This window comes from Streptomyces sp. NPDC051913 (assembly GCF_044593635.1).
Lineage (GTDB): Bacteria > Actinomycetota > Actinomycetes > Streptomycetales > Streptomycetaceae > Streptomyces.
In genome coordinates this window covers 150,287-169,090 of sequence record NZ_JBIUCI010000016.1, presented here as the reverse complement: position 1 = coordinate 169,090, position 18,804 = coordinate 150,287, and the positions used below count along the sequence as shown (strand labels likewise).

At 71.7% G+C, this 18,804-nt stretch carries 15 protein-coding genes and 1 pseudogene; 10 read left to right on the top strand and 6 right to left on the bottom strand.

From position 1 onward, the window contains the following. Window positions 1–63: 63 nt before the first annotated feature. Window positions 64–216 (top strand): annotated as a pseudogene (locus ACIHIX_RS37175) (alpha/beta hydrolase); the annotation flags it as partial. A 34-nt stretch (window positions 217–250) separates the two neighbouring features. Here ACIHIX_RS37175 and ACIHIX_RS37170 read toward each other — a convergent pair. The 5 genes from ACIHIX_RS37170 to ACIHIX_RS37150 form a co-directional block, all read right to left on the bottom strand. Further along, the gene (locus ACIHIX_RS37170) at window positions 251–2,785 is read right to left on the bottom strand and encodes a CBM35 domain-containing protein (protein WP_399964221.1); all 2,535 of its coding nucleotides are present in this window, start codon (window positions 2,783–2,785) and stop codon (window positions 251–253) included. 16 nt (window positions 2,786–2,801) lie between these two features. Continuing rightward, window positions 2,802–3,626: a carbohydrate ABC transporter permease gene (locus tag ACIHIX_RS37165; protein ID WP_399964219.1), complete on the bottom strand. Its 825-nt coding sequence runs from the start codon at window positions 3,624–3,626 to the stop codon at window positions 2,802–2,804. Continuing rightward, a complete protein-coding gene (locus ACIHIX_RS37160; protein WP_399964217.1) occupies window positions 3,623–4,546 on the bottom strand; it encodes a carbohydrate ABC transporter permease in 924 nt (307 codons plus the stop codon). Before ACIHIX_RS37160 ends, ACIHIX_RS37165 begins: the two co-directional genes overlap by 4 nt. A 2-nt stretch (window positions 4,547–4,548) precedes the next feature. Continuing rightward, the gene (locus tag ACIHIX_RS37155) at window positions 4,549–5,877 is read right to left on the bottom strand and encodes an ABC transporter substrate-binding protein (RefSeq protein WP_399964215.1); all 1,329 of its coding nucleotides are present in this window, start codon (window positions 5,875–5,877) and stop codon (window positions 4,549–4,551) included. A 66-nt stretch (window positions 5,878–5,943) separates the two neighbouring features. After that, a complete protein-coding gene (locus ACIHIX_RS37150; protein WP_399964213.1) occupies window positions 5,944–6,975 on the bottom strand; it encodes a LacI family DNA-binding transcriptional regulator in 1,032 nt (343 codons plus the stop codon). A gap of 76 nt (window positions 6,976–7,051) precedes the next feature. On the opposite strand from ACIHIX_RS37150, the gene ACIHIX_RS37145 reads away from it, so the two are divergent. From ACIHIX_RS37145 to ACIHIX_RS37120, 6 genes are all read left to right on the top strand, one after another. Beyond that, window positions 7,052–9,187: a glycoside hydrolase family 36 protein gene (locus ACIHIX_RS37145; protein ID WP_399964211.1), complete on the top strand. Its 2,136-nt coding sequence runs from the start codon at window positions 7,052–7,054 to the stop codon at window positions 9,185–9,187. Between the two features lie 68 nt (window positions 9,188–9,255). Beyond that, window positions 9,256–10,095, top strand: coding sequence for an SDR family NAD(P)-dependent oxidoreductase (locus ACIHIX_RS37140; RefSeq protein WP_399964209.1), 840 nt, complete (start codon window positions 9,256–9,258; stop codon window positions 10,093–10,095). Between the two features lie 211 nt (window positions 10,096–10,306). Further along, window positions 10,307–10,747 (top strand): pyridoxamine 5'-phosphate oxidase family protein, encoded by a 441-nt coding sequence (locus tag ACIHIX_RS37135; protein WP_399964207.1) that lies wholly within the window; start codon window positions 10,307–10,309, stop codon window positions 10,745–10,747. A gap of 134 nt (window positions 10,748–10,881) precedes the next feature. Continuing rightward, window positions 10,882–11,715, top strand: coding sequence for a universal stress protein (locus ACIHIX_RS37130; protein ID WP_399964205.1), 834 nt, complete (start codon window positions 10,882–10,884; stop codon window positions 11,713–11,715). Window positions 11,716–12,500: 785 nt separating this feature from the next. Then, window positions 12,501–13,223 (top strand): CBS domain-containing protein, encoded by a 723-nt coding sequence (locus ACIHIX_RS37125; protein ID WP_399964204.1) that lies wholly within the window; start codon window positions 12,501–12,503, stop codon window positions 13,221–13,223. A 130-nt stretch (window positions 13,224–13,353) separates the two neighbouring features. After that, a complete protein-coding gene (locus ACIHIX_RS37120) occupies window positions 13,354–13,854 on the top strand; it encodes a hypothetical protein (protein ID WP_399964201.1) in 501 nt (166 codons plus the stop codon). A gap of 132 nt (window positions 13,855–13,986) precedes the next feature. Here the strand turns inward: ACIHIX_RS37120 and ACIHIX_RS37115 are convergent, their stop codons facing one another. Beyond that, entirely contained in the window at window positions 13,987–14,265 is a 279-nt protein-coding gene (locus ACIHIX_RS37115; protein ID WP_399964199.1) for a hypothetical protein, read from the bottom strand. Between the two features lie 487 nt (window positions 14,266–14,752). On the opposite strand from ACIHIX_RS37115, the gene ACIHIX_RS37110 reads away from it, so the two are divergent. From ACIHIX_RS37110 to ACIHIX_RS37100, 3 genes are read left to right on the top strand one after another with little or no spacing between them, the layout of a single operon-like run. Beyond that, a complete protein-coding gene (locus ACIHIX_RS37110; RefSeq protein ID WP_399964197.1) occupies window positions 14,753–15,628 on the top strand; it encodes a universal stress protein in 876 nt (291 codons plus the stop codon). A gap of 2 nt (window positions 15,629–15,630) precedes the next feature. Then, a complete protein-coding gene (locus ACIHIX_RS37105) occupies window positions 15,631–16,404 on the top strand; it encodes an HAD family hydrolase (protein ID WP_399964195.1) in 774 nt (257 codons plus the stop codon). After that, window positions 16,401–18,770 (top strand): glycoside hydrolase family 65 protein, encoded by a 2,370-nt coding sequence (locus ACIHIX_RS37100; protein WP_399964193.1) that lies wholly within the window; start codon window positions 16,401–16,403, stop codon window positions 18,768–18,770. The genes ACIHIX_RS37105 and ACIHIX_RS37100 overlap by 4 nt, the downstream gene beginning before the upstream one ends. Window positions 18,771–18,804 lie beyond the last annotated feature (34 nt).

Sequence of the window (18,804 nt, the reverse complement as noted above, 5' to 3'; positions counted from 1 at the left end):
CCGGCCCCGCCCCGCGCCGCATCCTCGCCGACATCCGCCGCACCCGGACCCTCGACCCCCCTCGACCACGACTACTCGCACGGCGTCTTCGCCAGCGGCGGCAACACCTGCGTGGACCGGACGGCCGCCGCCTACCTCGTCGACGGAACGCTCCCGACGACGGACGTACGCTGCACCGGCCCCGGGCTGCCCGAGGTACGTAGCACGGTGAGTTGACCGGGCGCCGCCCCGGTGACGTGGTGTGCCGCGATCAGTGCCGGAACTCTCCTGCCACACGCCCCAGTTCGATCCGGTCGATGTTCGGCGCCCAACCGGTCGGGTTGCCGAACGTCACCGTGTTGGTGCCCTTCTTCAGCTCGACCGGGACGCCGAGCGTCCAGTAGTCGTCCCAGCTCCAGGTGTTCTTGAAGGTGGCCCGGGTCGGGGCGCCGGAGTCCACGGTGATGTCCGCCGTACGGGACATGATGTCCGTGTTGTACGCGTGCCCGTTGTCACGCCGCTCGTTGTGCGCGTACCGCACGACGAGGAGATAGCGGCCGGACCGGGGCGCGTCCACTGTGAACTCGGCTCTGCTGTCGGGGCCGTTGCCGAGCGAGCCGATGTAGGAGCCGCCGGAGGCGTGCGCGGAGTCGACGAGTTCGGCGCCGCCCGACAGGGTCGCCGATGCGGCCTCGTAGGCGAGCGTGCCGGCCGTCGAGCCGTCGCCCGAGACATCGAGGGAACGGACGGAGGCGTACTTCGCGCTCAGCGCGACACGGTTGTTCCCGGCCACCAGGTACAGCCGTAGGGGCTGTCCCGGCGCGGCCGTCACCGTCTCCCCGTGCAGCCGCAGCTTCACGGGCGCGGAGGCACGCGAGCGGACCGTGAAGTAGCCGTCACGCGGGGCGTAGACGTCGAAGACCGCCCTGTCGCCGGTGTGCAGCACGAGAGCACCCGTGCCGACGCCGGACGACGAGGAGTAGTCGTACGACGGCCGGCCGCTGACGTCGGCGAGGGTGGCCTCGTACGACGCGGAGGCCTCGCCGGTACGGGCCGTCAGGTCGATGCGGTCGAGTGTGACCTCGGCGTCGCCCTTGGCCAGGGTCAGCACGTGCGAGCCCGCCGTGAGCCGGATGCCGACGTCGTTCCTGGCGCGGTAGGTCCAGTTCTCCGTGGAGGCGTACGAGACCGTGACCGGGGCGGCGCCGTCGACCGACAACTGTTGGGTGGCCGGGCCACCGGACTGGTTGCCGTAGAGGATCGCCAGGTCGTACGTGCCGTCCGTCGGGACCGACACCCTGAAGTCCACCTTGCTGGTGGGCTGGTTGAGGGAGCCGACGTCCTTGGTGCCGGAGGCCGCGTAGCCGTTGGCGTTGCTCACCGTGCCCTGCGTGTAGATCTGCCCGGCGGTGATCGCCGCGTCCTCGGCCTCGTACGACGCCGACCACGGGACGGCGGCGGGGGAGGGGGTGCCCGAGCCGGCGGGGGTGAGGACGATCCGGTACGCCGACATCTTGTGCAGACCGCGCAGCGGGACGGTGACCGTGCCGTCGTCCGCCACCTTGAGCCTGGCACGGGTCAGCACCTGTGGCGCGGCGTGCTGCCCCTCGTACCCGGACCAGGCCGCCTCGGCGACGGTCGCGGTGACCGTACGGCCGAAGACGGAGCGGGGGACGTTGCGCACCACGACGTCGGAGTCGCCGGCCGAACCGCCCAGCAGGACCTGGGCCTGGCGGCGGGAGGCGTCCAGGGAGGCGAGGCCCTGGAGGGTGTCGATGGTGTTCGGCTGCGGCGGGGTCACCTTCACCGTGTCGCCGGTCAGCCCGGCGTACCAACGGAAGAACCACCAGCCGCCGTTGGGGATGTTGGAGCGCACCACCTGGCCGCTGAGGTTGCCGGCGGCGTCCCAGTACGCCATGTTGGCGTACACCTTGTTCCTCTCGAACATCGAGACCCACTGCACGAGCTGCCCCGGCACGGACAGGTCGCGGCGGTTGGCGTACTCGTCGATGTTGATCCGGAGCGGGCCGATGCCCAACTCCCGCTCAAGCGCTCGGTAGTTGTCGTAGTGGCCCTGGAAGTCGCGCAGCGAGCCGGAGCTCAGCTCGTGCCAGGTCATGATCTGCGGCAGGACGTTCTCGTGCTGGGCGAAGGTGAGGAAGTCCCGCAGGAAGCGCGGGTAGTAGCCGGTCTCGTTGGGTCCCGCGATCACCGCGTCCGGGTCGATGGCGCGGATGCGGTGGTACACGGTCTTCCAGTGGGCGAAGAAGCGGTCGCGTTCGACCTCGTACGCGGCCTGGTCGGTGAGGTTGAGCTTGTACCAGATGAAGTCCGGTTCGTTGAACGGGATGTAGACGAAGCGGTCGCTGTTCGGGTCGGCCGCGATCTCCTCGGTGATCTTGTCGACCTTGGGGAGGTAGTCGTCGATGCCGAGATCCTCGTACGGCCACTTGGCGTACATGTCCTGCATCATCACGTTGATCTCGCCGCCGCCGTTGCGGAAGAAGGACTTGGAGACGGAGAGCGCGTCGCCGTTGGGGTGCTGCGCGCCGCCCTCCGGCTTCTGCGAGATGCTGGTGATCTTCAGGGGTGCCAGGGCGGCGTCGCTGGGGACACCGTCGTCGCCGAGGCCGTACAGGGCGCCGTTGGCGCCGAGCGTCACCGGGCCCTCGGAGTCGGCCAGGTCGACGGTGAGGCGTTGCGGGTCGGCGGCCGACGCGGAGCCCAGGGTGGGGACGAGGGCGGCGAGGGCGAGCACGGCTGTCAGCAGGGCGGTTCGGGATCTCGTGCGGGTGGGGGCGAGCACGCTGGCGGACCTCCGGTTACTTGACGGCTCCACTGGTGATTCCGGACACGATCTTTCGCTGGCCGACGAGGAACACGGCGACCATCGGCAGGCTCATCACCGCGACGTACGCGAAGACGAGATGCCAGTTCTCGAGGTAGAGCTGGGCGCTGGCGACCTGGTAGAGGTTGAGCGGCAGGGTCGCCCGCTCTCCGCCGCCGAGGACGAAGAACGCGTAGAAGACGTCGCTCCAGGCGTAGAGCATCACCATGATCGTCGCGGTGGCGATCACCGGCCTGAGCAGGGGCAGGACGATCCGCGCGAAGATCCGCCAGGGGGGTGCCCCGTCGATACGGGCCGCCTCCTCCAGTTCGATGGGGATCGTCCGGACGAACCCGGTCATGAAGAAGATCGACGTCGACAGATACATGCCGGTGTAGACGGCGATCATGCCGGGGCGGGTGTTCGCGAGGCCGAGCTGCCGCAGTTCCATCACGATGGTGATGACGGCGGGCGGCAGCAGCAGCCCGCTGATGCACAGCGCGTACGCCGCCGAGACCAGCTTGGACCTGCGGCGTGCGAAGACCCAGGCGGCGCCCGCCCCCAGCAGCAGGACGAGGATCACCGAAGGCACCACGACCAGCAGCGAGTTGAGAAGGCCGCGGAGCATCTCGCCCTGGTTGACGGCGTCCGCGTAGTTGTCGGCGGGCTGCCAGTGCCTGGGCAGGTCCAGGTTCGGCCTGATGGCCTCGGCCTGTGGCTTGGCCGAGGTGACGGCGACCAGCCACAGCGGTACGCCGACGGCGAGGCCGGCCAGCAGGACGACGAGGGCCGGGCGGGCGTGACGCCACACCGGGGTCACAGGAGTTGCTCCCTTCGGCGCAGTCCGACGACCAGCGGGATCGCCACGGCCACCACGACCAGGAACAGGACCAGACTCATCGCGGAGGCCTGGGCGTACAGGCCCTGCCCGAAGATCCGGAACATGTAGATGTTGAAGACCTCGGTGGAGGCGGCGGGCCCGCCGCCGGTCGTGGCCTGCACGATGTCGAAGGTGTTCATCGAACCGATCAGCGCCGTGGTCACGTTGAAGGTGACGGCCGGGGCCAGCATCGGCCACCGCACCGACCAGAAGGTCCGCCACGGCCCGGCCCCGTCCATCCGCGCGGCCTCCAGCATGTCCCCCGGGATGCCCTTGAGCCCGGCCAGATAGATCAGCATCGCCAGCCCCATCCACTTCCAGCCGTGAATGAGCGTGACCACCACCAGCGTCCACGTCGTCGACCCCAGCCACGGAATGTCGCTTCCCAGCACGGAGTTGACGGCGCCGTCCTGGTCGAGGAGCGCCTGGAAGACGTAGCCCGTCGCCAGGGCCGAGATGAGCACCGGCAGGAAGAAGACCGCTCGGAAGAAGCGGTTGAAGCGGGTGTCGTCCTCAAGGAGCAGGGCGAGTACCAGCCCGAAGCCGTTCTGGAAGAACGCCGCGAGCACCGCGTAGAGCAGGGTCGTCCGGATCGCCCGCAGCAGTGAGCCGTCGTCGGCGACGGTCCTGAAGTTGTCCAGGCCGGTGAAGGAGATGTCCGGGTGGTAGGAGGACCAGTCGGTGAACGGGTAGTAGAAGTTGAGCAGGTTGGGGACCAGGAAGAAGCCCGCGAAGACGACGATCGCCGGGAGGGCGAACCACCAGGGATGGTGCACCGCGGCCCGTGGCAGCCGCCCCGGCTTCTTCGGCGCGCCCGACACGGGCGCGGGCTTCTCGGCGCGTACGACCGCATGAGCCATCGTCAGAATCCGGGCGCGGCCTGCGCCTTGGCGACCTGCGCGAACTGGTCCTGGATGGCCTGGCCGACCTGTTGCGGGTTCTTCTTCCCGTAGATCATGTCGGCCAGGTACAGATGCGTGTCCGGGGCGACGATCGCCTTCGCCTGGAAGACGCCGATGGCGGTCGGCAGGGCCTCGACCTGGTCCTTGGAGGTCTGCGGCAGACCGTCGGGAGTGGGCACGGAAGGCTGCACGGACGGGATCTTCATCGCCTTGATGTAGTCGGCGTAGTCGGGGCCGAGCCAGAAGGCGAGGAACTGCCGGGCCGCGTTCTGCCGCTTCTCGTCACCCGTCCTGAAGGCGACCACGCCGTTGGTCTGGTCGGGCGAATACAGGCCGGTGGCCGAGGAGTTGGCGACGGGGAACCAGCCGATCCGCCGGTCGATCTCGGCGGTGGAGTACTTGGCCTGCAACTGACTCTGGAAGGAGGTGACGTTGAGGACCATCCCGGCCTCGCCCTTCCACAGGGCGTCGGCCTGCCCGGTGAAGGTGCCGGTGCGGTAGTTCTTCTGGGCCAGCCCGGCATCAAGGAGCTTGTCCTTGTACTTCTTGATCGCGCCGACCACGACGGGGTCGGTCCACTTCTCCTTGTTCCGGTTCAGCCCGTCCCACCAGGCCTGGTCGAGGTCGGTGAGCTGGACCTGCATCTGCCACTGCAACGGCCACTTGTCACCGCCGGCCTCGTAGAAGGCCGCCGCGTCCGTCTTGTCGACCACCTCGCGGCCGAGGGCCAGCAGTTCGTCGTACGACGTGGGGAAGTCCTTCTCGCTCAGCCCGGCCTTGGCGAAGACGTCCTTGTTGTAGTAGACGCCGAGCATGGCGGGGCTGGTGACGATCGCCGCGTACCGCTTGCCGTCGATCATGCCGAGCGACTTCTCGGTGTCGCCCAGCTTCGCCTCCCACGGCTCCCCGTCGAGGGGGAGGAGGTTCTGCTGCGGCTGGACGAACGGCAGGGTGGAGATGCTGGGTTGCCAGAACATCAGGTCGGGGCGGTCGCCGGAGGCCAGCTTGGTCGGCACGTTCTGCTCGTACAGGTCCGGGATCGCCTGGGTCTCGACCTCGGCGCCGGTGGCCTTCTCGAAGGCGTCGATCACCTGCTTCGGCGCGTTGACCGTGTTCTGCGCGGTCCACATCGTGAGCTTCACGCCGTCGAGACGGGCCGTGGGGTCGACGGCCGTCCGCTTGGCGTCGGAGCCGGAGTCCGGGTCGGCAGCGGTGGGGTCGCTGCACGCGGTGGCGGCCAGGGCGAGGGCGGATATCAGGGCCAGTGCGGGGAGTGCTCTTCTCTTCATCACGTGCCTTTCGGAGCAGGTGGTTCAGGAAGCGGGACTCACAACTGCCGTGCTGATGAGTGGTGTTCAGGAGGGAGGCGGCCCCGAGCTCTCCCGGACCACCAGCTCCGGGACGGAGACCGGGTGCGGGGCGATCGGCGCCGACTCCTCCAGCACCCCGTGCAGCAGCGCGAACGCGGACCGCCCCAGACCCGTGAAGTCCAGGCGTACGGTCGTCAGGGACGGCGTGAGATAGGCGGAGTGCGGGGCGTCGTCGAACCCGGCCACGCTCACCGCGCCCGGCACCGGGCGGCCCGTCTCGTGCAGGGCGCGCAGGACTCCGAGCGCCAGGTCGTCGTTGCCGCACAGGACCGCGGTGACGCCGGGGTCCTTCGCCAGCCTCAGCCCCGCCGCGTGGCCGCCCGCGGGACCCCAACTGCCCTGCACCGGACGGGGTTGTGGGGCGCCGGCCTCCTTCAGGGCCTGCCGCCAGCCGCTGGTGCGGGCGCTCGTGCGGCGGGTGCTGGACGGGATGGCCACGTAGTGCACGGTCTCGTGCCCCAGCGAAAGCAGATGACGGGTCGCCTCGTAGGCGGCCTCGCGGTCGTCGGTCCACACCCAGGGGCGGTTCTCGCCGGGCGGGCTCGCCGGGGTCTCCACCACGCCGACGACCGGCACCCCGGCCGGGACGGCGCCCAGGGCGCGGACACCGGCCGGATCGTAGGCGATCACGATCAGGCCGCCACCCGCGTCGGCCGCTCGCCGCACCTCCGCGGCGACGGCGGTCTCGTCGGCCGACTCCAGGACGCTGATCCCCACCGCGTAGGAGGCGGCGCGCGCGGCCTCCTCCACGCCCTGGAGGATCGAGGCGTAGCCGTAGTGGGTGGTGTTGGCGGTGAGTACGGTCACGGCCCGGGTGCGCCCGCTGGCCAGGGCGAGCGCGGTCGCGCTGCGCCGGAAGCCCAGCTCGTCGATGGCGGCGAGCACCCGCTCCCGGGTCGACGGCTTCACGCTGGGATGGCCGTTGATCACTCGGGAGACGGTCTGGTACGAGACGCCGGCGGCGGCCGCGACGTCCCTGATGCTTGCCGGGCTCCTTGTGTGACCGGTCACATTCATGCGAGGATTGTGACCGGTCACACAGGGGGCGTCAAGAGAACGTAACAACGGATTCACGCGACCGAGGGGGAACGCCTTGACCGGTACGGCGGATGCGGGGGAGCGCGATCAGCAGGTTCCGAACTCCTCGCGAGGCGCCTTCAGTTGGGGACACGCACAGCTGACGGCAGAGTTCGCCACCGCCGCCGACGGGACGCTGCGGCTGATCCGGCTCGACGGCACCGGCTCCGGCGACCCTGAGACCGCGCTTCCCCTCGTCGAGCTCACCGCTCTCGGGCACGGCAGTGGCTGGTCCGGCCCACGCTTCACCGGCACGGCGCTGGGCTCACGCCTCCGCCACCGGGGCCACCGCGCGGACCGCCGTGACGGCTGGGAGCACCTCACCGTCGAACTCCACGACCCCGCAAGCGGGTTGACGGCCTTCGCCGAACTGTCCTCCCCGGTCGGCATCCCCCTCCTGCGGTCCCGGGTCCGCCTGCGCAACGACGGCGACACACCTCTCGTCGTCCAGTCCGTCAGCAGCCTCCTGCTCGCCGGTCTGCCGGGGCCGGACTCCCTCGACGTCCACCGTGCCCGCAACGACTGGCTCGCGGAGTGCCGTTGGTACACCGAACCGCTGCGCGCGACCGTCGCCGACATCAACGCCGACGCCCACCAGCACGACAGCCGGGCCGCCCTCGCCCTCACCGGACGCGGCAGTTGGCCCACCGACGGGCATCTGCCGATGGGCGCGCTGACCCGACGGGACGACGGCCGCACCTGGCTGTGGCAGATCGAGTCCCCGGCGGGCTGGCGCTGGGACCTCGGCGAACACGCCGGGGGCAGCCACCTGGCGCTGAACGGCCCCACCGACGCCGCACACCAGTGGCGGATCCGGCTCGCGCCGGGCGAGGAGTTCACCACGGTGGAGGGCGTACTCGCGCTCGGCGCCGGGTTCGACGCGGCCATGGGCGCCCTCACCTCGTACCGACGCCTCGTCCGCCGCCCGCACCCGGACCACACCCACCTGCCGGTCGTCTTCAACGACTACATGAACACGCTGATGGGCGACCCCACGACGGCCAAGCTCCTCCCACTGATCGACGCCGCCGCCGAGGCCGGCGCGGAGTACTTCTGCATCGACTCCGGCTGGTACGACGACACCGCCGACGGCGGCTGGTGGAACAGCGTCGGCGCCTGGGAACCCTCGCCCCGCCGCTTTCCGGGCGGCGGCATCCAAGCCGTACTGGACCGCATCCGCGCACGCGGCATGGTGGCCGGGCTGTGGCTGGAGCCGGAGGTCATCGGCGTGGACAGTCCGCTCGCGGCGACGCTGCCGCCCGACGCCTTCTTCCAGCGCGACGGCGTACGCCTCACCGAACAGGGCCGCCACCAGCTCGACCTGCGCCACCCGGCGGCCCGCGCCCACCTCGACCGGACGGTGGACCGGATCGTGGGGGAGTGGGGCGTCGGCTATCTCAAGCTCGACTACAACATCGTCGTCGACCCCGGCACCCGCGGACCCGGCGACCTCGCGCCCGGCGCCGGTCTGCTGGGGCACGCGCAGGCATACCTCGACTGGCTGTCCGACGTCCTGGACCGGTACCCGGCACTGGTCGTCGAGAACTGCGCCTCGGGCGGCATGCGCATGGACGGTGCCACTCTGGCCGTCACCCAGCTCCAGTCCACCAGCGACCAGCAGGACCCGCTGCGCTACCCGCCCATCTCCGCCTCCGCCCCGACGGCCGTCCCGCCGGAACAGGGCGCCGTCTGGGCGTACCCGCAACCCGGGTTCGACGACGACCTGATCCGCTTCACCCTCGGCGGTGCGCTCCTCGGCCGCATCCACCTGTCCGGGCATCTGAACCGGATGTCCGAGCCTCAACTCCGGCTCGTGCGCGACGCGGTGGACGTGTACCGGAGCATCCGCCGGGACCTCGCGACGGCCCTGCCGTTCTGGCCGCTGGGGTTGCCGGGCTGGACGGACGAGTGGCTCGCGGTCGGGATGCGGGTGTCTGACGGCCGCACGACGTACCTGTCGGTGTGGCGTCGGGGCGGGGAGACCGAACTGAGCCTGCCCATAGGCCACTTGGCGGGACGGGCGGCGCACGCGGAGGTCCTGCACCCGGCTCACGCGTCCGTCGGCACGGCCGAGTGGGACGGGGACGCGGTCAGGGTGTCGGTGCCGCGGGCGCCGGGTGTGCTGCTCGTGCGGTTGACCGCCGGGGCGTAGGCAAGGATTCTTCTGCGAGGCTGCGGTGTGCCGCCTCGGAACCTCTGAGCCTCTTCGCGGGAGCCGACGTGATCGGAAGCAGGCGGATCGGCACCACTTCGGACACCGGCGCGCAGGCCGTCCTGGTGACGGGAGCGGCCGGCGGCATCGGGAGACACGCCGCCCTCACCCACGCCCGGCGAGGCCATCCGGTCGCGGCCCTGGACAACGACGCCGAGCGCCTCGCCCAACTGCCCCGCCACACAGGCCTGCACACCTTCACCTGCGACGTCACGGACACCGACGCACTGGACCGGACCCTCCAGGACGTCGAGGCCGCCGTCGGAACGCCGACGCGGGTCGTGCACTGCGCCGGCATCGCCCGCGTGGGCCGACTGCTGGACCAACCCCTCGCGGACATCGAGCAGTTGGTGCGGGTCAATTACCTCGGCAGCGTCCAGGTGGCCCGGGCCGTCGTGCCCCGCATGGCCGCCGGGCCGGGTGGCGCGCTGATCCTCGTCGCCTCCATCGCCGGATGGGTGCCGATGACGTCGGTGGGGGCCTACTCCGCGTCCAAGGCCGCGCTGGTGGCGATGGCCGAGGTGCTCGCCCGGGAGTGCGCCGACAGCGGCGTGCGGGTCGTGTGCGTCTGCCCGCCCGCCGTGGAGACGCCGATGCTCACTGAGATGCAGCGCAACCATCCCGACGTCATCAGCGACGCCCCCGGCATCCATCCCGACGTCGTGCTGCGCTCCGCCGAACGCGCCCTGGCCAGGGGGCGCGTCCTGGCGTTCCCCGGACGGGGCACGACCACCCTGTGGCGGGCCCGGCGGCTGGCCCCGCTGCGGGTGACCAGCCTGCTGGAGGCGGTTCTGCTCAAGCAGTTGAGCAAGTCGCGGCCCGCGCCGCCCCTCCTGAAGCAGGAGTAGGGCGCCCCAGGAGCCCGCACGCCTTCGCGGCCGTACACGGGGGCCCGTCGGATAGGGGACCGCACCCGCATCACTGGACGGCAGGCCTCGAAGCGAGGGGGCCGTTGTGCGGGACATCCGGGACGAACGGCCCTTCGCGGGCGGCGGTGGCCCGCGCACCATGGACGCACACGTGCCTTGCGCGCTGCATCCGGTGAAAGACGGTCTGGCCATGTATCCCAACGACGGATTCCGTGAACTCAAGCGTCCGGCGTGCCTGCGCCTGCTGGGCCAGGTGCCCGTCGGCCGGATCGTCCACACCCGGCACGCCCTGCCCGCGGTGCTGCCGGTCAACTTCAGTCTGGACACCGACGACGCGGTGCTGCTGCGCACCGCGGCCGGATCGGAACTGGTGCGCGCCATCGACGGCACCGTCGTCGCGTTCGAAGCGGACCAGGTCGACGCGGTCACCCACTCCGGATGGAGCGTCGTGGTCACCGGCGCGGCCACGGTCGTCACGGACGCGGCCGAGCACGACCGCCTGACCCGCACCGGGCCCCGCTCCTGGGTGTCCTCACCAGAGGAGGTGTTCGTCCGGATCGAAGCGGAGCTGGTGACGGGCCGCGAGCTCGTCGGCGGACGCACCCGTCACGGCGTCCGCCTGCCCGACTGAACCGAGAACCGGGCCTGCGGCCCGCAGGGCCCTGCGAGAGGGGCCGTCCGGCGGCCCACCGGGTTCACGTGGCCCCTGCCCGGGGCGTCCGCGTCGTACGAGCATCGAGAGCACAGAGCAAAGGAGGAGGGGTCATGACTCTCCAGCATGTGGCCGTGGGAACGGACGGATCACTGGTCGCCGTGCGGGCGCTCGACTGGGCCGCGGACGAGGCCGTACGACGCGGTGCCGGCCTGCGGATCCTGTACGCCGTGCCCGACCGTGACCAGGCCGGCCCCGTCCTGGCGTCGGCCACCGCGCGCGTGCAGGCACGGCACCCCGGTCTGGCGGTGACGTCCCGGGCCGTCGCGGGCAGCCCGGTCCCGGCGCTCGCCGAGGAAAGCGAGGGCGCGGCCCTCACGGTCGTGGGAACCCGCGGTTTCGGCGGTGTCACCGGACTGCTGGCCGGTTCCGTGAGCCTGCGGCTGGCCGCGCAGGCGCGGGGCCCCCTGCTCGTCGTACGGGGTGACCATCCGTGCGACGGCGCGCAGGAGGTACTGCTCGGCCTGGAGGACGACTGCGACGCCGAGGCCGCCGCGTACGCCTTCGACGAGGCCGAACGACGTGGTGTGCGGCTGCGTGTCCTGCACTCCCGCACCCACCGGCACATCACCCCCGAGCTTCCCTCGCTGATCCCCGCCACGAGCCCTGGACAGCGGCGGCTCGCCCGGGAGGAACACGCCGAGGAAGCGGTACCGCGGTTCAGCCTGGCCCTCCTGGAAGAGCAGCATCCTGGCGTCGCGGTGGACGCTCGCACGGTACGCAGCAGCCCGGCCGACGCACTGCTGGCCGCCACCGGCGGCACGGCCGTCGTCGTCATCGGCGCCCACCGCCGTACCGGCCGGCTCGGACCGCAGCTCGGCTCCGTGGCACACACCCTCCTGCACCGCTCGCACTGCCCGGTGGTGCTCGTGCCGACAACGGGGTGACCCCGCTCAGCCGTCGCTCTCCGTGCCGGGCCCCCGCGCCAGGGCGGCGGGGTCGCGGACTTGCGTGCCGTACGAAGATTCCGTTCGGCGGCCCTGCCGATGGCTTCGCGTGCCTTGGTCACCGCGGCGCCGGGCGTGTACGGCAGCTGCCAGGCGTACACGGCACGGAGCGGCGCGGCCCGCGTCATGGCGCTCTCGAAGGCGAACGCGAGCACCTCGTCACACTGACGCGAGGGAAAGACGCCGACCACCACGTCCCGGTACGGCGTGCCGACCGCGGGTCGGCCCTCGGCGTCCGGCAGATGCTCGGCCTCCAGGCTGTGAGGCGCCCGTACGAGCACCACCGGCCGCGTCGCCCGGGCCACCTCGCCAGCGCCACAGAGCCGGCCATGAAACCACCGAAGCCGCTGAAGGCCCGGCTGCCCAGCACCAGCAGCTCCGCCTCGTCGACCGCGGCGACCAAGGCGTCGGCGGCGGACCGCGGCACCTGATCGGCGGTCAGCCGCACCTGCGGATACCGCTCGCCGAGGCGGTCCAGCGCCCCGCGCAGAACGAAGCGGCTGACCTGGCCCGGCACAGGGCCGACCGGCCCCTTCGGGCCGCGCCGAAAAGGCGTGTGCGGCAGGCCCGTTCGGTGGGTGCCGTGCCGTCACAGGGGTGGGCGGACTGCCCTGTCGGGGCCCTTGACGAGGGCCGGTCGGCCCAAGCCCGCGGCGGCTCGCTCGGCCCAGTCTGGAGGCAGACGTCGGTCCCGTGACGATCGGCGCGCACCGCCGGAGGTCCTCATGCACAGCACCCCCCGCCTCGTGAGCGACGTGATGACGCGCAAGGTGGTCGCCCTCGAGAGCACCTCGACGTTCAAGGACATCGTGAAGGCCATGCGGCGCTGGCAGGTCAGCGCGCTGCCCGTGGTGGACGACGCGCACCGGGTCATGGGCGTCGTCTCCGAGGCCGATCTGCTGCCCAAGGAGGAGTTCCGCGCCCACGACCCCGACGCGGACGCCCTCCTGCGCCGCTCCGAAGCCCTCGCCCGGGCCCGGGCACGCTCCGCGGGCGAGTTGATGACGGCACCGGCGGTCACCGTCGAAGCGGACGCGAGCCTCGCCCGGGCCGCCCGGATCATGGCCAGGCACCAGGTCAAACGTCTCCCGGTCGTGGACGGCGCCGGCATCCTGACCGGCCTCGTCAGCCGCAGCGACCTGCTCAAGGTGTTCTTGCGCACCGACGCGGACATCGCCCGGGAAGTGCGCCGAGAGGTGGTCGAGCCGCTCTTCCCCGACCCGTTGGAACCGGTGCGAGTGGAAGTGCGGGACGGGGTCGTCTCCCTTGCGGGCCGGATCTGGGACACCGGCCTCGTCCCCATCGCAGTACGACTGGCACGGGCCGTGGAGGGCGTGGTGGACGTGGACTGCGCGCTCATGGGCCCACCCCGGCGGCCGGTCCTCGACCCGGATCTGGTGGACGACGAGCAGCCCGAACGGTCCGGCGGGCCGGCCGGAAAGGCATGAGCACAAGAGGGCGGAAAGGACCCGCCCGCTTCTCGCGGATCCTGATTGCGCAGTCGTAGCGGGACCGGACGAGAACACCGCGCCCCGGTCACGCCCGGCGCCGCTGTCGTTCCTGGGCGGAGTGGGAACGGTGACTGGCAGCAAGTTCCTCGTCGAGAGCGACCACGCCCGGGTCCGCGTCGACTGCGGGCGCGAGCTGCCCTGCGACGGCGCGGACATCGCGACGGTCGTCGTCACCCACGCCCACCTGGATCACTGCGGCTACCTGCCGCGACTGGTGCGGCACGGCTTCCGGGGGCGGATCGTGACGACGGAGTTCACCGCTCGGCTGATGGAGATCGTGTTGCGGGACAGCGCCGAGCTCCAGTGGGAAGCCGCCCACCACGCCAACGAACACGGCTGGTCCAAGCACCATCCGGCCCAGCCGCTGTACGACGACTCGGACGTCGACCGCACCCTGAATCTGCTCGACCCCGTCCCTGTGCGCACCCCGGTCGACATCGCGTTCTTCGACGAGCCGGCGCTGCGCCGGATCAACCGCCGCACGCACCGCCCGCCGACGGAGCCGGAGCAGACCCCGACCCGCACCCGGGGCACAGGCACGGACCACCGCATCACCGTTTCGTGTTGAGCGACCGTCCACCGAACGACCCGCAACGGGGCGGTTCGGTGCTGCGCGACCCGCTGCCCGGCGACCGGGGCGCGCACCCCCCTCGGCGCCGCCACGCCCTCGCGGCATGCCGACAGGCGCGGGCCTTGCGGCTCAGCGCCACTGCTCGGGGATGTTCGCCAACTGCCGCAGCAGGTCCCAGCCCTGGCTGCGGTGTTTGCGTTCCGCACCGGGACTCCGCCATGGGGCGCCCTGCCCGACCCAGTAACCGCGATAGTTGCGCAGGCCCAGGACGCTGTTGTCACCGACATCGGACTCGTTGCCGCAGCAGGAGCAGATCTCCGCGGTCGGCCATCCGTCCGCCCAGAACACGTCGGCGTCGTCGTAGCCGCACACCCGGCAGACGGTCTCCCACGTCTCGGTCTCGTCCATGCGGTCAGTCTATGGATCGCCCCGGACGCAACCGCACCACTCACACCGACCCCGGTAGGGCCTCGGTCGCTCGCAGCCGCGCTGTCCGCCTGCCGGCGGCGGGCATCGTCGCCACGGGCGCGGTACGGAAAGGGGCGTTGAGGCCGATCACCAGGGGCGAAGAACGCCACCACGCTCACCCCGAGGAATGCCACCCACAGCACCGCGAGACGACCGTTTCCCGATCGCCCGGACGCCGGACCGTGCCCGGCGTGGACATGAGGACGGCGAGGCCGACGAGGCGGGCGAGCATCAGGAACAGGCCCATGACGACCGAGCTGTAGCCGAAGACCGTGCCTGCCCCAGCAGGGTCTGCAGAGTCCGGCCCAGGGGCCGAACGGCCCCGGTCAGGGCCGATCCACCCCTCCTGTCGTGCGTCCGCGCGTGGGACGGTGAGAGTGGAGTTCCGCGCTGCAACGGTGCGGCCCGACACAAGGCGGTGGAAACGATGGAGCTGCCCCTGGTCGTGGGTGTGGACGGATCGGACTCGAGCCTGCTGGCGGTCGACTGGGCCGTGGACGAGGCGGCCCGGCACGGGCTGCCCCTGCGCCTGGTGCACGCGTCGCTGTGGGAGCGCTACGAGGGCGTCCTGCCGTCCACGAGCCCGAACCGGCCGTCCGAGCAGGTGATGGCCGACAACATCGTCGCCGGCGCGGCGGAACGCGCCGGCCGTCGCCACCCCGAGGTCAAGGTGGTCACTGAGGTGATCCCGGAGGAACCGGCCGACGCGCTGCTGCGTGAGGCGGAAGGCGCCACCGCGCTGGTCACGGGCAACCGCGGCCGCGGCGAGCTGCAGGGCCTGTTGCTCGGCTCGGTCGGCCTGATCGTCGCGGCCCGTGCCCACTGCCCCGTGATCGTCGTCCGCGGTGACCGCCCCGGCCGGGAGGGCGCCCACGAACGTATCCTGCTCGGGGTCGGCGAGCCCGCCACGTCCGCCGCGGCCGTGCGGTTCGCCTTCCGCGAGGCCGAGGCCCGCCGGTGCACCCTGGACGTCGTACGCGCCTGGCGCTGCCCGGCACACGAGACGGCCGACCACCCGTTGCTGGCCGGACACGAGGGCCACGAGCACGAGGACCAGGCCTCCACGCTGCTCGACGCCGTGCTGCACGACGCCGCGGCCGACCACCCGGATGTGACCGTGCGGCGCGCCACGGTGGAAGGGCCGGCCCGCAGGGTGCTGCTGAGCCGGTCGGCGGCCGCGGACCTCGTGATCATCGGGGCGCGTCGCAGGACCGGCCACTTCGGTCTCCAGCTCGGCCGGGTGGGACACACACTGCTGCACCACGCGCAGTGCCCGGTCGCCATCGTCCCGCAGCCGGTGTGACCGTGCGCCGCCCCCGCACACACGCGGACCCCGGCGAGCGGGTCGCCCCCGCCCTGCGGGGCATCCGTGCCGTGGTGTTCGACACCGACGGAGTGATCACCGACTCGGCCCGGGTGCACGCCGCGGCATGGAAGACGGCCTTCGACGCGTTCCTGCGCGCGCATCCGCCCGCGGACCCCGCCCAGCGGCGGCCGTTCGACGTGCGGGACGACTATCTGCGCCATGTGGACGGCAAGTCCCGCCTCGACGGCGCCGCCGCCTTCCTCGCCTCCCGCGGCCTCGACACCTCCGAGGACACCGTGCGGGCCGTCGCCGCGGACAAGGAGCGGCTGTTCACCGAGCGGCTGCGCGCGCACGGCGTCGACGCCTACCCGGGCACTGTCCGCCTCGTGCGTGCCCTGCGCCGGGCGGGGGTGCCCGTCGCGGCCGCCTCGGCGTCCCGGCACGCGGGTGAACTGCTCGACCACGCGGGTGTGCTGGACCTGTTCGACGTGCTCGTGGACGGCGGCGAGGCCGCCCGGCTCGCCCTGCCGGGCAAACCCAGGCCGGACCTGTTCCTGGAGGCGCTGCGACGACTCGGTGTCCCCGCGTGCCGGGCCGCGGTGGTGGAGGACGCCCTGGCCGGAGTGGAGGCGGGCCGACGGGGCGGATTCGCTCTCGTGATCGGTGTGGATCGAGCCGGGACCGGGGACTCGGGCGGCGCACTGCGGCACAGGGGTGCCGATGTCGTCGTACGCGACCTCGCGGAACTGGTCGTGGCAGGGGAGACGAAGTGACGGGCTGGACCTGGGAGTACGAGGGCTACACGCCCGCCGACGAACGGCTCCGCGAGTCGCTGTGCACGCTGGGCAACGGCGGCTTCGCCACCCGCGGGGCACTGCCGGAGTGCGCGGCGGACGACGTGCACTACCCGGGCACGTATGTCGCGGGCTGCTACAACCGGCTCACCTCCGAGGTCGCGGGCCGCGAGGTCGAGAACGAGGACATGGTCAACCTCCCCAACTGGTTGCCGTTGCGCTTCCGTCTGTCCGGTGAGGACTGGGTCACCCCCGACGACACCCCGGTGCTCGCGCACCGGATGACCCTGCACCTGGCCTCCGGGATGCTGGAGCGGCACACGCGCTACGACCTCGGCGCGCAACGGGTGCTGGCGGTCCGGCAGCAGCGGATCGTGCACATGGCCGACCCCCATCTGGCCGTCCTGCGCACCGAGTTCACGGCCGAGGGCTTCGCCGGGGAGCTGGAGGTCGAGGCCGCTCTCGACGGCGGTGTCACCAACGCGGGCGTGCCCCGGTACCGGGATCTGGACGGCCGTCATCTCACCCATGTGCACGCCGGCTCCGCCGGACCGGACACCGTGTGGCTGCGCTGCCGCACCCGCACCTCGGACATCCGCGTCGGCATGGCTGCCCGGCTGACCGCCGACGGGATCGCCACCGCCCGGCACGAACCGAACCGCGCGGTCCAGGAGGTGCGCCTCGGCCTGACGTCCGGCACAACCGTGACCGTGGACAAGACCGTCGCCCTGCACACCTCTCGCGACCCGGCCATCAGCGATCCGCTGTACGCCGCGGTCGACCGGGTGGAACGGTCCCCGGGCTTCGACGAACTGCTCGAATCACACCTCACCGCCTGGGACCAGTTGTGGCGCCGGGCGGCCCTGGACGTGGCCGGGGAGGGGGGCCGCATTCTGCGGCTGCACCTCTTCCACGTGCTGCAGACCCTTTCCCCGCACACCGCCGACCTCGACGTCGGTGTGCCCGCGCGGGGCCTGCACGGCGAGGCGTACCGCGGCCATGTCTTCTGGGACGAGCTGTTCGTCCTGCCCTACCTGAATCTGCACTTCCCCGAGGTTTCCCGTGCCCTGCTGCGCTACCGCCACCGCCGCCTGGAGCAGGCCTGCGCGGCCGCGCGACAGGTGGGCCGCAAGGGGGCGATGTACCCGTGGCAGAGCGGCAGCGACGGCCGCGAGGAGACCCAGCAGCTCCACCTCAATCCGCGCTCCGGCCGCTGGCTGCCCGACCACTCCAGGCTGCAGCACCATGTCGGCTCGGCCATCGCCTACAACGTCTGGGAGTACTGTGAGGCCAGTGGTGATGCCGAGTTCCTGCACACCAAGGGCGCCGAGATGCTGCTCCAGATCGCCCGCTTCTGGGCCGACTCGGCCGTCTACGACGACCGTCTCGGTCGGCACCGGATCAAGGGCGTTGTCGGCCCCGACGAGTATCACGAGGCGTACCCCGGCGCGAGCACACCCGGTCTCGACGACAACGCGTACACCAACGTCACCGCGGCCTGGGTCCTGACCCGCACCCTGGAACTGCTGCGGGCCCTGCCCGAACCCCGCCGGCGCGAACTCGTCGAGCGCACCGGCCTGGACGGGGGCGAGCTGGAACTGTGGGAGGACGTCTCACGCACCCTGCACGTGCCCTTCCACGCCGGAGTCATCAGCCAGTTCGAGGGCTACGGCGATCTCGTCGAACTCGACTGGGACGGCTACCGGAGGCGCTACGGCGACATCCGGCGCCTGGACCGGATCCTGGAGGCGGAGGGCGACACCGTCAACCGCTACCAGGCGTCCAAACAGGCTGATGTGCTGATGCTCGGCTACCTGTTCTCCCCGGCGGAACTGCGGGGCCTGTTCCGCCGGCTGGGGCTGCGGCTCGACGAGGAGACATGGTGCCGGACGGTCGACCACTACCTGCGCCGCACCAGCCACGGCTCCACCCTCAGCGGTCTGGTGCACGGGTGGGTGCTGGCCCGGGCACGGCGGGCGGAGGCATGGAAGTACTGCCACGAGGCCCTCCAGGGCGATATCGCCGATGTGCAGGGCGGTACGACCGGCGAGGGCATCCATCTCGGCGCCATGGCCGGCACGCTCGATCTGGTGCAACGAGGGCTGACCGGCCTGGAGACCCGGGGCGGGGCCCTGTGGCTCGACCCGGTGCCCCTGCCGGAACTCTCCTCGTACGGCTTCGAGCTCCGTTACCGGGGCCACTGGGGCGTACGCCTGCGCCTGGAGCGGGGCGGCTTGGAGATCACGGTGCCGTCGTCCGACGCCACCCCCATCGACGTACGGCTGCCGGACCGGTCGGTGCGTCTGGCGCCGGGAGAGACGGGGCGGCTGGTCCTGGCCGACTGAACCCGGGTCGGCCCGCGCGGTGGGACGGCCCTTC